Source organism: Cedecea sp. Ae19-4 (assembly GCF_059801165.1).
The window spans coordinates 799,912-813,233 of record NZ_JBCHWG010000001.1; the positions used below are offsets into that span (position 1 = coordinate 799,912).

The 13,322-nt window shown below is 54.0% G+C and carries 11 protein-coding genes; 7 read left to right on the forward strand and 4 right to left on the reverse strand.

Translation table 11 applies throughout. The features are described 5' to 3' along the window. Positions 1-666 precede the first annotated feature (666 nt). Positions 667-1,005, reverse strand: coding sequence for a helix-turn-helix domain-containing protein (locus AAIE02_RS03750; protein ID WP_166994039.1), 339 nt, complete (start codon positions 1,003-1,005; stop codon positions 667-669). Positions 1,006-1,364: 359 nt separating this feature from the next. Then, positions 1,365-2,153, reverse strand: a complete 789-nt coding sequence (locus AAIE02_RS03755) for a MipA/OmpV family protein (protein ID WP_498532012.1) — start codon at positions 2,151-2,153, stop codon at positions 1,365-1,367. Positions 2,154-2,279: 126 nt separating this feature from the next. Between AAIE02_RS03755 and AAIE02_RS03760 the strand changes: the two genes are divergently transcribed. Next, positions 2,280-2,978 carry a response regulator gene (locus AAIE02_RS03760; RefSeq protein ID WP_008455681.1) on the forward strand — a complete coding sequence of 233 codons (699 nt, stop codon included), beginning with the start codon at positions 2,280-2,282 and terminating at the stop codon, positions 2,976-2,978. After that, on the forward strand, positions 2,975-4,162 hold the full coding sequence (locus AAIE02_RS03765) for a sensor histidine kinase (protein WP_498532013.1): 1,188 nt from the start codon (positions 2,975-2,977) through the stop codon (positions 4,160-4,162). Before AAIE02_RS03760 ends, AAIE02_RS03765 begins: the two co-directional genes overlap by 4 nt. A 1-nt stretch (position 4,163) precedes the next feature. Here the strand turns inward: AAIE02_RS03765 and attM are convergent, their stop codons facing one another. Further along, positions 4,164-4,946: an AttM family quorum-quenching N-acyl homoserine lactonase gene (attM, locus tag AAIE02_RS03770; RefSeq protein WP_336983858.1), complete on the reverse strand. Its 783-nt coding sequence runs from the start codon at positions 4,944-4,946 to the stop codon at positions 4,164-4,166. 143 nt (positions 4,947-5,089) lie between these two features. On the opposite strand from attM, the gene AAIE02_RS03775 reads away from it, so the two are divergent. Then, complete coding sequence (locus AAIE02_RS03775) at positions 5,090-5,965, forward strand: LysR family transcriptional regulator (protein ID WP_498532014.1); 876 nt, start codon at positions 5,090-5,092, stop codon at positions 5,963-5,965. A 4-nt stretch (positions 5,966-5,969) separates the two neighbouring features. On the opposite strand, the gene AAIE02_RS03780 is transcribed toward AAIE02_RS03775, so the two are convergent. Continuing rightward, positions 5,970-8,276 (reverse strand): molybdopterin-dependent oxidoreductase, encoded by a 2,307-nt coding sequence (locus tag AAIE02_RS03780; RefSeq protein ID WP_166993662.1) that lies wholly within the window; start codon positions 8,274-8,276, stop codon positions 5,970-5,972. A 532-nt stretch (positions 8,277-8,808) separates the two neighbouring features. On the opposite strand from AAIE02_RS03780, the gene AAIE02_RS03785 reads away from it, so the two are divergent. The 4 genes from AAIE02_RS03785 to AAIE02_RS03800 are packed head-to-tail and all read left to right on the forward strand — an operon-like array spanning position 8,809 to position 13,320. Further along, positions 8,809-9,789 (forward strand): sugar ABC transporter substrate-binding protein, encoded by a 981-nt coding sequence (locus AAIE02_RS03785; protein WP_336983855.1) that lies wholly within the window; start codon positions 8,809-8,811, stop codon positions 9,787-9,789. Between the two features lie 32 nt (positions 9,790-9,821). Next, a complete protein-coding gene (locus AAIE02_RS03790) occupies positions 9,822-11,327 on the forward strand; it encodes a sugar ABC transporter ATP-binding protein (RefSeq protein ID WP_336983862.1) in 1,506 nt (501 codons plus the stop codon). Beyond that, positions 11,324-12,313, forward strand: a complete 990-nt coding sequence (locus tag AAIE02_RS03795; RefSeq protein ID WP_498532015.1) for an ABC transporter permease — start codon at positions 11,324-11,326, stop codon at positions 12,311-12,313. Before AAIE02_RS03790 ends, AAIE02_RS03795 begins: the two co-directional genes overlap by 4 nt. Then, the gene (locus AAIE02_RS03800) at positions 12,313-13,320 is read left to right on the forward strand and encodes an ABC transporter permease (protein WP_336983854.1); all 1,008 of its coding nucleotides are present in this window, start codon (positions 12,313-12,315) and stop codon (positions 13,318-13,320) included. Before AAIE02_RS03795 ends, AAIE02_RS03800 begins: the two co-directional genes overlap by 1 nt. Positions 13,321-13,322 lie beyond the last annotated feature (2 nt).

Sequence of the window (13,322 nt, forward strand, 5' to 3'; positions counted from 1 at the left end):
CGGACCTCAGCGGTATCAAAAGAGTTACCATTGAGGTTTTCCACTAGCAATAGGATGTTGAATACACTGAGGTAAAAAATAGGATTAATGGCTAAATGTTCTCCCCAAAACTAGAAATAACGATAGCGATTTCGGCAAGTTTGTGCATGATGATTTGGGCGTAAAACCAAAAGCTGGTTGTCATTAATGGTTAATAAAAACATCATCTTATGATGATTTTTGTATGTAGTGCTGCGTCATTAGTATCGTCCTAGGCCACGAATATGAACTAGGTATATCAAGTCACACAAAGTCAGTGGTAAGGATCTGGTTTTCAGTGATTATTTGGTCTGCATGAGAGTCTGAACGTGCGACCCCCGACCCCCGACCCCCGACCCCCGACCCCCGACCCCCGATGACGGATGGCAGTAAAGTGTTGGTATATTAAGTGTTGATAAGTCGGTAACTTGTTGATTTATAGCATTTCTATCTTTTCTGTTTATACCATGCCTACAAGTTAACTTATTGATTTAATGTAATTATAGTGCGGTCTTGAAAACCGGCGACCCGAAAGGGTTCCAGAGTTCGAATCTCTGCGCTTCCGCCAACATTTACAAGGGGTTGCCGTAAGGCAGCCCCTTTTGCTTTGGCGCTGTAGCAACGCGCTGCAAGTGCAGGCTTTGTACATCACCTTCGTACACCTTTAGCCTTCCTGTAAGTTCCTGGCGACATCTTAAAGCTGCGGGTAAACAGCCGGTTAAAGCTCTGCTGTGAGTCAAAGCCGTACTTCACCGAAATATCGACGATTCGTTCCTGGGTATTTTTGAGATCCTGTGCCGCCAGCTGTAATTTTCTGATTCTGATGTATCGGCCAATACTTTCGCCTTTATAATATAAAAAAATTCTCTGGAAGTGCCATTTAGAGTAGCCAGAATAGCGAGCAACATCCTCTATTCGTAATCGACGATGAATATTATTATCTATCCAGCCAGTGATGGTTTCTATGACTTTGGCGGAAATCTTCATGCTGATATCTCTCAGTGTTAGTAAATGCTTAGTTACGCGTTGAACGCTGCAGTAGCGATTTAATGAAATTTCTAAGATGGCAGGATAAAATATAACGATCGATGTTTTTTGTTTTATCTGAATGGCAACGCCTGACGTTGTTTTTATATAAGGGTGGTTTCGGAGGGTGTTTTGAATGTAGGCTTTTAACGTCTGTATTATTACAGACGTTAAAATCACCCTTTTCGTACAGGCACGCTTTAAAATCATGAACTCCCGTGGAGGAGAGAAATGCCACGAAGGTGAAAATCACAATAAGCGCGATCTTCATAACGATGCTTCGGCCTGTTGTTGTAATGAATACACAATGGCAAAAGAAATCAGAACGTATAATTGATGGCAAGCATACCGGTCGTACTGTCTTTTCTCATGACGATGGGGCTGTTGGAGGCTTTCTTATCAAGCCAGGCATAGCTCAGGCTAAACAAGCCTCCCCAGTGTTCGCTGAACTGATGGGTCAGCGTCAGGCTGGTATCCGTGCCGTAAAACCCACCGGCGCTGCTGTAGCGCGAGAAACCTGATCGGTTGTGCTGCTGTTCGTTGACGCCGTACCAGGTATTCATATAACGGGCATCGCCAAATAATGCGCTGGCCTGAAATGTAAGCGTATTAACTTCGTTCATAATCGGGATATAATTTATGGCTGTGGAATAAGATACGCCCTGATCATCATTTAACGGCAGCGTTGTTTTACCTTCAAAAACCAGCCAGGGGGCGACGGCCCAGCCAAGCGCAATACCCGAATTGACCGTAGACGAAATATCCCCCATGCCTTTAAGTTTATTCGAGCCTTTTCGCCAGCCTGAATTTTTGTCCGTGCGGCCTGAATCGTAACCCAATGTTGGCTCGAAATATAAACCATTATCGCTTTGAAGATGAATGCCAAGCCCATTCATGGAATCAAAGAAGATATTACTCATCTGAATGTGTATCAGTGGAATAACACTGGTGTTTTGTTCATTAGCTCCGCTGTATCGTGGAGAGGATATAGCTCCGAGGCCAAAAGTTGTCACGGTTTCATCAGAATTAAATTCACTTGCATACGATGATGAAATACTGGAAATTATCAGCGGTGCAATTATGTATTTTGTGCTTTTCTTCGTTAACATAATGATTCTCATCGTCAGGTGTTTATATTTTTTGTGCATACTTAGCTCAGTAAGTAAAAGGATTATGCTGAGGGCTTATCAATGAACGACCAGGGATTTGTGAAGAAACTGTCAAGGTAACATTAAATGAAAAATAAACGGGTCCTGGTGATTGAAGACGACGCTGATGCGGCAAATGTGTTGGAGGCCTATCTTAAACGCGAAGGCTATAGCGTTTCGGTGGCCGGGGATGGCCTGGCGGGCATGAACACGGTGGTTACCTGGAAGCCCGATCTTATTTTGCTGGACGTCATGCTCCCTGGGATGAACGGCACGGAAATTCTTGCGGCCGTCAGGCGAAAGGGCAATACGCCCGTCATCATGATCACCGCCATGGGCGAACCCTATGACAAGATCGGCGCTTTACGCTATGGCGCCGATGATTATGTGGTTAAGCCCTACAATCCCGGCGAAGTCATGGCCAGGGTGCAGGCCGTGCTCAGGCGCAGCCAGGCCAGCCAACTCCCCGCAGAAGATGTTTTACGCTGGGGTCCACTGGAGGTTGATGTCACCAATTTGGCGGCGCAGGTGTTGCATGAGGGACATCCTCCCCTGCGCCTGGATTTAACGCTCACCGAGTTTTCTATTTTGAAAACGCTAATGCGTGCCTCGACGAGGCCGCTCAGCCGTCAGTTTTTGCTCGAAGAGTGTCTCCCGGAAAGCGACGCTCTGGAGCGAGTGGTGGACACGCATGTCTATAACTTAAGGAAAAAGCTTGAGGCGGCGGGAGTTGATAATCTCATTCTGAACGTACGCGGCATTGGCTACAGGTTCTGCAAACCATGAACAACAAAAAGAGCAAATCGCTCCTGCTGTGGATATCGATTCGTATCATCGTGGTGGCCGTCAGCGTACTGTTTTTCATCGTGCTGGCGATGTGGAGCATCTACGCGGTTCAGTATTACTGGGTTGTGCATCACATGTCGCCTGCCGCTTACCAGGAGTTTCTGACGCTGCGGGCGAACCCTGACTTAGACATTGTTCGTTTTCATCAAATTGTGGATGCCCGCTGGGGAATTGAATACAGCACGCCTTCCATCAGCTCTCTCAACTGGGGCTGGCTGTTTATCTTTATTTCCATGGCGACCCCATTTGTGATCGTCAGCTGTTTACGCGCCACGCGTCCGCTTGCCGCGCAGTTTCGCAGCCTGACGGACGTCGCGGAGATAGTGGCTCAGGGGGATTTCAATCAACAGGCAAAACGGGTGGATGAATGCCCGGCGGAGGTGACTCGCTTTGCCAGCAACTTCAATAAAATGATTAGCCAGCTGGCGCTGTACGAACGCGAGCTTAAGGCCGCGCACGTCGCGGCCGCACATGAACTGCGCTCACCGCTTACCGCCGCTATGGGGCGGCTGCAGGGCATGATCGACCATGTGTTTCCGGCGGATGAAAAACAGCTGAATATGGTGATGACGCAGCTAAAAAACCTCAGCCACCTGACTGATGATTTGCATTTCCTTTCCCTGGCGAGTGCGGGGCAACTCTCGCTCCAGCACGGCGTATTCTCGCTTTCTGAAGTCCTGAATGAACGGGTAGCATGGCTAAAACCCCAGCTGGAAGCGGCCGGGATGTCCGTCTCGGTGGAGGCGGAAGATGAATTCTATTACTCAGGAGATGAAGCCCGACTGGGGCAGGTCTTCACCATTATCATTGAGAACATGCTTCGCTATTGCAGCAAGGACGATCGCATGTCCATTCGCTTTCGCCATCTTAAGCAGGGCATTGAAATCCAGTTTCTTGATACCGGGCCTGGCGTCGCCGGGGATTATCTGCCGCATATTTTTGAGCGTTTCACCCGCGGGGAGCGCTCGCGGGCAAGGGATTCAGGCGGCAGTGGGCTGGGGCTTTCTATTGCCAGAGAAATCTGTCATGCGCACCACGGGGATATCCACGCCAGCCTGCCTGCTGAGGGCGGGTTGCTGATGACGATAAATTTGCCCGTGCCGCTCAGTGAAGATGGAACCTGACTTACTCGTACCAGGCTGGTGCCAGGGTGAACTGCGGCCAGGCATCGGGATCGTGGCCGGGAATCAGCCTTGCCCCGTTGCACTCGGTCAGGTTTCTCAATTTTGCCACCGAGCGTGCAGCGTCGCTGGCTGAGGTCATCAAGCCCGGAAGCGCGCGGTCATAAAAATGATCCAGCGTATAGGCCGCATCAATCGCCAGCGTGAATGCCTTGCCGCTAGTGAGCGTCACCAGAAACGACTGATGCCCCGGCGAATGTCCCGGGGTCGAAATGCAGCGCAGCGTCCCGTCGCCGTACAAATCAAAACCGTCCTCATCCAGCAACTGCCAGTTCAGATTCTGGCGGGCAAAATCCTTGCGGCAATAGGCGCCTGCGGTGAACCAGTCCGGCTGAAAGGCATAGTTGTATTCCTGCCGCTGCACGATATGCAAAGCGTTAGGGAAGCGCCCAATGGCGCCGGTGTGGTCAGAGTGCAGGTGAGAAAGTAATACATAGCGAATCTCTTCCGGCTCAATGCCCAGCGCACGCAGCTGCGCCACGCATCCCTGTTCTTCGGTCATTAACGGCTGATAATGTTTGACCGTATCTCCCCAGTATGCCCGAGGATCGGCTAACCCTTCTGCCGCTAGCCCGCCGTCAATAATGGCGTGGCCTTTCGGGTGAGTCAGAAGGAACCAAGGGACGGGGATTTCATAGTGGCTCCCTTCCCCCTGATTCATCCTGATATCGTGATACTTGCAGCGTTGAGTGCCGGACTGGAAAAGATAAAGTCTGATCTCTGCCATGATGATATTCCTGATTAGTAAGAGCATTTGATAACGCATAAGCCGTCAGTTTTATGTAAATTGCACTGGCGCAGTAGATATCTGTTACTGCTTTCATCTATCGGAAAAACCAATATACTCAGTCCATGGATCTTCTGGCGGCAATGCGAATTTATGTGCGGGTGGTGGAGCGGGGCAGTATGTCCGCCGCCGCGCGCGATATCGGCATCGGACAGCCGGCGGTGAGTGAGAGGATTGAGCGGCTGGAAGCTCACCTTGGCACCCGTCTGCTGCGGCGAAACACGCGCCGAATGTCCATGACCGACAGCGGAGCGCTATTCTATGAACGCAGTAAAGTCGTGATTTCGGCGGCAGATCTTGCGCTGGCGGTCGTGGATGAGCGGGTGGGGCTAAAAGGGCTGATTCGCATCGCAGCACCCTTCGGCGCGGGTGAAGAAATTCTGATGCCCGCCTTGCTGAAGCTGAGAGCAAACCATCCCGATCTGAATATTGAGCTGGTCCTGAACGATCGCGTAGTCGATCCGGTGACGGAGGGCGTCGATATTTCGTTCAGGCTTGGTGATCCGGGTGAAGGCGATTTTGTGGCGTATCCGCTGGGTAATGTGCGGCGGGTGCTGGTGGCTTCCCCGGAGTATTTGGTGCGAAACGGTACGCCAACTTCCCCCGACGACCTGATTCACCATGCTTTTGCGCGAGTATCTGGCCTGTTTAACGACAACCGGCTACCGCTTATTTCACAACATAACCAGATTATCAGCGCCCGGCTGAACGTGGTGTTCAGCGCCAATCACTGGCGGCCGCTCAACACAATGCTGAGGGCGGGTGCCGCGCTCGGCGTGTTGCAATATCCGGTATGTCACCAGGCGCTGGAAAACGGCCAGCTTGTCGCTCTACTGCCGGAATACGCTGTGCCGCCATTTAGCGCCTTTTTACTTTACCCACCAATAAATAAAGCCTCCCGCGAGGTCAGTGCGTGTGTCGCATTCCTGAAAGACACGCTCGCGGAGGCTCTCGCGTAACCTCTCAGGCCACAAACTCGGGGGGATCAAACGCGGTAATCGGCGGGAGTACTTCTTTCCAAAGCTCAATTTCTACCCGGCAGCTTTGGGCGCTGCAACCCTGACCCAGGCGCGAAGAGCCCCGATCCTCGGTCAATACATTCGGATTGCCGTGTTTATCTAAAGAGCCCGGCGTGGAAGGATCCATCGGGTCATACCAGGCTCCGGTCGAGATCTGAACCACTCCCGGCAGGATCTGGTTACTGATGTGAACGCCAGCCAGAATGGCACCCCGGCCATTAAAGACCTTTACCACTTCCCCTTCCTGGATCCCGCGTTTACGGGCATCAGCCGGGTGCATCCACAGCGGCTCGCGCCCCTGAATTTTAGTGGCCCGGCTGACGCTGCCGTGGTCATACTGGCTGTGCAGTCGGGTGCGTGGCTGGCTGGAAAGCAGGTGCAAAGGCCACTGCCTGGCCTGCTGTTGCTGATAAGCGGCCTCTTCTTCATCCCAGAAGGGAAAGCCGGGGCACTCCCGATAGCCGAAACCGGCCACGGTGTCTGAATAAAGCTCAATTTTTCCCGACGGGGTGGAAAGCGGGGACTGTTGCGGATCTGCGCGGAAATCGGCCAGAAAAACTTGTGGCTTAGCGGGCGGCATGAACTCCAGTTTTCCCTTCTCCCAGAAGGTGTCAAAAGAGGGAAGCTCTACGCCGTCTTCCTGCGCTCTCTCCCGTGACGATTCATACAGATGCGGCAACCAGTCGGCGGCGGTCCGCCCTTCGCTGAAGGCGTCGTAAAAGCCCAATTTTTTCGCGAGCGCACAGAAAATGGTGTAATCATCCTGCGCTTCCGCGAGGGCCGGGATCTGCTGGCGCATAGCAATCATAAAGCCGTCATGGCTGCCGCTGCCGATATCGTCACGTTCAAGAGAAGTCGTCACCGGCAACACAATGTCGGAAAACTTCGCCTGCGCCGTCCAGTACTGCTCGTGTGCAACGATGGTTTCCGGTCTACGCCAGGCTTCAACCAGGCGGTTGAGATCCTGATGATGATGGAAAGCGTTGCCGCCAGCCCAATAGACGAGGCGAATATCGGGGTAGTGGCAGAGCTTGCCATCAAATTCATATTCACCGCCGGGATGTAACAACATGTCCGACAGGCGGGCCACGGGAATAGCCGTTTTTATCTTGTTCTCTCCTGCGGGAAGGCGAGGCCCGGAAAAAGGCACGCGCGCAGCACCTGCAAGATTGGTACAGGCATAGCCGAAAGCCAAACCTCCACCAGGCGTGCCTATCTGGCCTAGAAGAGAAGTCAGCGCCACGGTTGCCCAGTACGCCTGTTCTCCCTGGCGAGCACGCTGAATGGACCAGGAAATATTGATCATCGTGCGCTTGCCCGCCATGGTACGCGCGAGCGTTAAAATTTGTTCGGCATCAATGCCGGTGATATCTGCCGCCCAGTCAGCGGTTTTAGGCACGCCGTCGTGCTCGCCGAAAAGATAGCGGCGCAGCTGTTCGAAGCCAACGGTATGGCTATGGATAAAGGCTGCATCGTGCAGAGACTCTGCAATCAATGTATGGCAAAGCGCCAGCAGCAGTGCGGTGTCGGTGCCTGGGCGAATTGCCAGCCAGCGGGCGCTTTCTACGGCGCTGAGATCGTTTTGTACCGGGCTGATGTTCACGAACTGCACGCCATTTTGCGCCAGACGCTCAAGCCAGTGCTTCAGCATGTGGTCGTTTGCGCCGCCGCCGTTAACCTGAGCATTTCTAAGCGGTAGCCCGCCGATGGCCACAAACATTTCGCAATGTTCTGCCAGCACGGAGAAATGGGTGTGTTGTTTATGCAGCGGGCTTAACGGGCCAAGAATATGCGGCAGGATCCGTTCTCCGGCCGCGCTGCTGTAGGTATTGGTACTGGCGGTGTAGCCGCCAAAGCCTTTAAGAAAACGGTGCAGCTGGCTTTGGGCATGGTGAAAGCGCCCGGCGCTGGCCCAGCCGTAAGAGCCGCCAAAAATCGCTTCGTTACCACATCGCTCCTGCACCGAGCGGAGATCGCGTGCCAGCAAATCCAACGCCTGCTCCCAGCTCACCTCGACAAAAGGCTCTTTCCCTCTGCCTTCGCGTGAGGCCGGGCCGTTTTGCAGGTAGCCGAGGCGAACTGCCGGGCGACGAATCCGGGTATTCCCGGTGACGGCATCCGCCAGAGACTGGCCGATGCGGGAGGGGTTTTTGTCCCACGAGACGGGAGAAATGGCGGCGATACGATCGCCCTCGGTGGTGACCTGGTAGGTTCCCCAGTGCATTACCGCCAGCTGATGTTCCGCTTTCATGCTTATACCATGCGTTTTCAATAGGGCTAATGCGGCATCATACGGGGAGGTGGGCGCAAAGAGGAAATTCATCCAGCGATGAAAAATAAGGCAAATTGGTCGAACTTTAGCGAATACTGTTTCATTTAAATAAGTCGACAGGATTTATAATTAACTGGCAAGAATATATCGTCGTTTAATTTTATTTTAAGGGGTTTTGTTTTCTCTCTAAAAATAATTAACCCATGTATTTAGTGTTGTTGAATTATTTTCTTGTTGTCTGTTTTACATGTGTTTTTTTCATGTTTGTTTACCTCATTCTAAAGTGACTTAATGACATGGCTGTGGAAAGTATAAGATATATCTATTTTTTATTTTGGCTTGATAATGCTTGTTGTCATGCTGTCGCTTAATGGTGTTTTTTTGCCGGAGGCCAGGGCGCTCGCGACATTTATTGTCTCAAATAAGTGTAGCGGAATAAGCCCTTGCTGCCAGGCTGAAACCCGGATCATCAGGCTTAAGTGTGAATAATAACTACAGGATAACTATAGCAATGAAGGGTAAAAAAAGACTTCTGTCTGCCGCCGTAGGCCTGGTGTCGCTGGCATCAGGTGCTGCTTTCGCCACAGACACGCTCTCATTACAGGGGAAAACAATCGGGGTTGCCGTCGTGGGAACCCAGCACTTTTGGGATCGCGAAGCCTATAAGGGCGCTACCGAAGAAGTGGAAAAGCTGGGCGGCAAGGTTATCGGCGTGGATGGTGGCAGGGATAACCAGGTTCATGCCAATAACCACGATATTCTGCTGTCCCGGAAGGTAGATGCCGTAATCAGTATTTTGGGCGACAGTGCCGTTGAGCCTAAATTTAAAGCATTGCGCGACGCTGGTATTCCGGTCTTTACCGTTGACCATGTTTCTCAGTATTCCGTGAATAACACGACGTCTGACAACTACACTTTGGGCTCAACCATTGGCCGTTATATGGCTGATGCGCTTGGCGGCAAAGGTAATGTTGCGGTATTTAACGCATTCTCTAATTCATTACGCATTTGCGGCATACGTTATGACCAATGGAAATATGTCCTGAAGGACTACCCGGATATTAAAATTATTCAACCGGAGCTGGCAGAACAATTTGCTAACTCGCCGGAGGATGCTCGTAAGAAAACCCTCGAGTTACTTAGCCAGTATCCGAAAGGCAAGCTGGATGCTATCCATGTAGCCTGCTGGGACCAGCCGGCTATCGGTATCGTGCAGGCGCTGGAAGAGACCGGACGTGATAAAGATGTGAAGGTCACCGCCATCGACGCCGGCCCGGAAACGCTGGAAATCATGGCGGAAAAAGACAGTCCGCTGGTGGCCAACGTTGCTCAGCAGCCTCACCTGATTGGCCAGACGTCTGCCGAAAACGTGGCTCGCTACTTCGCAGGCCAGAAGCTACCAATTCAGACCTTTATCCCGGTTATCCCGGTGAAAGGCCCGGATGAAGCTAAAGCCGTGTACAAAAAACTGGGTTACGGTGAGCTGAAGTAGTGGACGCGGCAAAAACGCAGCGCGGCCTGGTGATGGACCGCATCAGTAAACGATTTGCCAATGTGACCGCGTTAAACGCGGTCACGCTGACGATCGGCCCCGGTGAAATTCACGGGCTTATCGGTGAAAACGGCGCGGGCAAATCCACCTTAATTAAAATTCTTGCCGGGGTTTACCAGGCCGATGGCGGCGCGGCCACGCTCGACGGCATCCCGCTTCCGCTGGGTAAGCCCGCGGCGATTGAGGCCCAGGGAATACGCGTTATTCATCAGGAACTTAATCTAATCCCACATTTTACCGTTGCCGAGTCGGTGTTTCTGGGGCAGGAATATCGCCGTGCCGGTGGGCTGTTGGACAGCAGGCGTATGCGACAGGCGACGAGAGATTTTTTCCTCCGTACCTGGAAACTGGATATCAACCCCGACCGCCTGATCCGGCAACTGAGTCTGGCCGAACGCAAGCTCGTGCAAATCGCCAGGGCGCTGATTGACGGCGCGGCAAAGCTGGTGGTCTTCGACGAACCTACGGCGCCGCTCGAAGCTCACGAAGCGAGCCTGGTGTCTGACGCTATCCTGCGTCTCAAGGAGCAGGGCATCGCGATTCTGTACATCTCCCATTACCTCAACGAAATTGCCGCGCTGTGCGATGCGGGCACCGTGCTGCGCAACGGGGAAGTGGTGGGCTACCCGGATCGCGAAGTGCTGCAGAATACCGATGCCGTCATTCATATGATGGTCGGCAGAGAAATTGACCGACTTTATACCCCTCGTCAGCACGAGGCTGATCCCACGGCTGGAGAAACACCGCTGCTTGCCGTGCGTTCGCTGTCTGACGGGCAGCAGCTACAGGACATCAGCTTTGAAATCCGTAAAGGTGAAATTGTCGGTCTGGCAGGGCTGCTGGGCGCGGGAAGGGACGTGCTGGTGGATACACTTTACGGACTGAACACGGCGAAAAAGGGCGAGATTGTCATAGAAGGGCGCTCCCGCCGTATTCGCTCCCCGCGGCAGGCTATCCGGGCCGGTATGGCGCTTGTACCTCGCGATCGCCGTCATCAGGGGCTGATCCTGCCGTTTTCGGCCACCGATAACATCAACCTTGCGTCGCTGCCGGACACGGCAACGTTTGGCTGGGAACACCGTTCCCGGGCGCTGCAAAAAGCCCTGGACTGGATTGCGCGGCTGAGTATTCGTCCTGCACTCCCGGCGCTGCCAGTACGCTTTATGAGTGGTGGAAATCAGCAAAAGGTGATTCTTGCCCGCTGGCTGGGGACTGACGCCCGCTTGTTTATTCTTGATGAGCCCACGCTCGGCGTCGATATCGGCGCACGCAGCGATATCTATCAGCGCACCCGACAGCTTGCCGAGCAGGGGCGTTCGGTGCTGGTTTCTTCCAGCGACGCGACCGAACTGCTGGGCCTGTGCGACCGCATTCTGGTGATGTGGCGCGGGGAAATGGTGGCGAACTTGCCCACTCAGGGACTGACCCTTGACGCGCTACTGGCAACGATTAACGGTGGGCAGGAGCATGCAGCATGATGATTGAAATTCGCCGTTTTGGGACAGGTTGCTCCGTTGCGTTGTTTGAAAAATTTCCGCTGCTGCTGTTTGTTGGCCTGTTTGTCTGGCTAAGCATTCAATCGCCGTGGTTCCTTAGCTGGCAGAACATCAGCCTGATGTTGGTGCAAAGCGTGCCGCTGGCGATCCTGAGCTTTGGCCTTGTCTGCGTGATTGCTGCCGGGGGAGATGACGTCGTTTCCGGCGGGATCGATCTTTCGCTCCCGGCCATCGCCGTGTTCGGCGTGGCGCTGTTAAGCCTGGGCATGAGCGAATGGCTGACGCCGTGGCCGCTGCTCTTACTGCTGGTGGCGGCGCTGAGTCTGCTGTGCGGGGGCATCAACGCGCTGTTGGTACTGGTTACCGGACTGCCACCGCTGTTGGCAACGCTCTCAACCTCGGTGGCCTTTACCGGCCTGACCGATCTGCTGACCGGGCAGCGCCGGATTAGCGTCAGCGACCCGCTGATGGTGGCGTTTCGCGACGGCAGCATGCTGGGCATTCCTTATGTGCTGATTTATCTGCTGCTGGTCTTCGTAGGCTTCCAGCTTTTGCTGCATCACACCCGCTTTGGCCAGCACTTGCAGGCGACGGGGGGCAGCAAAGACATGGCGCAGATGTCCGGGCTTAACGTGCGCCGTCTTATCCTCGCGTCCTGGCTTATTGCCGCCGTTGCGGCCGGGCTGGCGGTCTTCCCGCTGCTGGCGCAGGGGTCGGGCAGTTCCAGCGGAACCGCTACGCCTTTACTGATGGAGACGGTGCTGGCGACCTTCCTGGGCGCAGCCTTCTCCCGTCGCCGCGTGGTTACCGTTTGGGGGGCGCTTCTGGGGGCTATCCTGGTCAACGCCTTGTCTAACGGTCTTGGATTACTGGGGGTTAATATCTTCTGGGTCGGTGCCATTAAAGGCGGACTGATTCTTGTGGTGCTGGCGGCTTCTGCCCTGCAGCAGAAAGGGGGCAATAAATAATGAAAGTTTTTTCTGCTCTGGCGGCAACGCGTCCGGCCGGTGAGTCCGGGAGAAAACCGCGGGCCTGGCTGTCACGTGCGGGCTTTGCGCTGGTCACGCTGTTTTTCATTGTCCTGTTTAGCTGGTCAAACCCCGTTTTCCTGACGCTGGATAACTGGAGCAATTTACTTCAGGGCAGCGCCATTCTGCTGATTGTGGCGCTGGCGATGACGCTGATTGTCAGCGCCGGGGCGATCGATCTCTCCGTCGGCGTGGCTATCGACTTTGGCGCCATGCTGGCTTTAATTGCGCTCAAAACCTGGCAGCTTCCCTGGCAGGTGGCTGTGCTGTGCGCCCTGTTGGGCGGCGTGGTGATAGGCCTGGTCAACGCTTTTCTTATCCTCGCCTGCCGCATTAAACCGTTTTTGGCGACGCTAGGTACCTGGTTTATTGCCAGCAGCGCCGAGCGTATTTACACCGACGGCGGCGGGGCGATTTCCTGGCGGCGCATGGCCCCGGAATATCACGATTTAGCGGTGGGCAATGTTGGAGGGATCCCCACGCCGGTGCTTATCGTGCTCGTGGTCTGGCTGGTCGCCTGGCTGCTGACCGAACGGACGCTGTTTGGTAAGCGGGTGCGTGCGATTGGGCAAAACAGTGAAGCGGCGCGTATAGCCGGGATAGCCGATAAGCGAACCCTGTTCTGGGTGCTGATTGCCGCTTCGGCAATGTGTGCCGTGGGCGGCATTATTCTGTCTGCCAACCTGCGCCAGTTTACGCCGCTCGCCGGGCAGTCTTACCTGATGGATGCCATTGCCGCCGTGTTTATCGGCACCGCTTTTCAGCGTCAGGGGCGCGTGAGCATGGGGGGGACGCTTGGCGGCGTGCTGTTCCTCGCGATTATTGATAACGGGCTTAACCTGATGGGGCTGAACTACCTGGTGAAAGAGGCGCTGGTGGGCGTGATCCTGGTGGTGGCGCTGGCCGTTTCATTCTGGCAGGCGCGACTGCGCCAGCAGCACCAGTGAGG

Coding starts and splice junctions, on each gene's coding strand:
- AAIE02_RS03750 (WP_166994039.1), bottom strand. CDS start 1,005: ATGAAGATTTCCGCCAAAGTCATAGAAACCATCACTGGCTGGATAGAT.
- AAIE02_RS03755 (WP_498532012.1), bottom strand. CDS start 2,153: ATGTTAACGAAGAAAAGCACAAAATACATAATTGCACCGCTGATAATT.
- AAIE02_RS03760 (WP_008455681.1), top strand. CDS start 2,280: ATGAAAAATAAACGGGTCCTGGTGATTGAAGACGACGCTGATGCGGCA.
- AAIE02_RS03765 (WP_498532013.1), top strand. CDS start 2,975: ATGAACAACAAAAAGAGCAAATCGCTCCTGCTGTGGATATCGATTCGT.
- attM (WP_336983858.1), bottom strand. CDS start 4,946: ATGGCAGAGATCAGACTTTATCTTTTCCAGTCCGGCACTCAACGCTGC.
- AAIE02_RS03775 (WP_498532014.1), top strand. CDS start 5,090: ATGCGAATTTATGTGCGGGTGGTGGAGCGGGGCAGTATGTCCGCCGCC.
- AAIE02_RS03780 (WP_166993662.1), bottom strand. CDS start 8,276: ATGAAAGCGGAACATCAGCTGGCGGTAATGCACTGGGGAACCTACCAG.
- AAIE02_RS03785 (WP_336983855.1), top strand. CDS start 8,809: ATGAAGGGTAAAAAAAGACTTCTGTCTGCCGCCGTAGGCCTGGTGTCG.
- AAIE02_RS03790 (WP_336983862.1), top strand. CDS start 9,822: ATGGACCGCATCAGTAAACGATTTGCCAATGTGACCGCGTTAAACGCG.
- AAIE02_RS03795 (WP_498532015.1), top strand. CDS start 11,324: ATGATGATTGAAATTCGCCGTTTTGGGACAGGTTGCTCCGTTGCGTTG.
- AAIE02_RS03800 (WP_336983854.1), top strand. CDS start 12,313: ATGAAAGTTTTTTCTGCTCTGGCGGCAACGCGTCCGGCCGGTGAGTCC.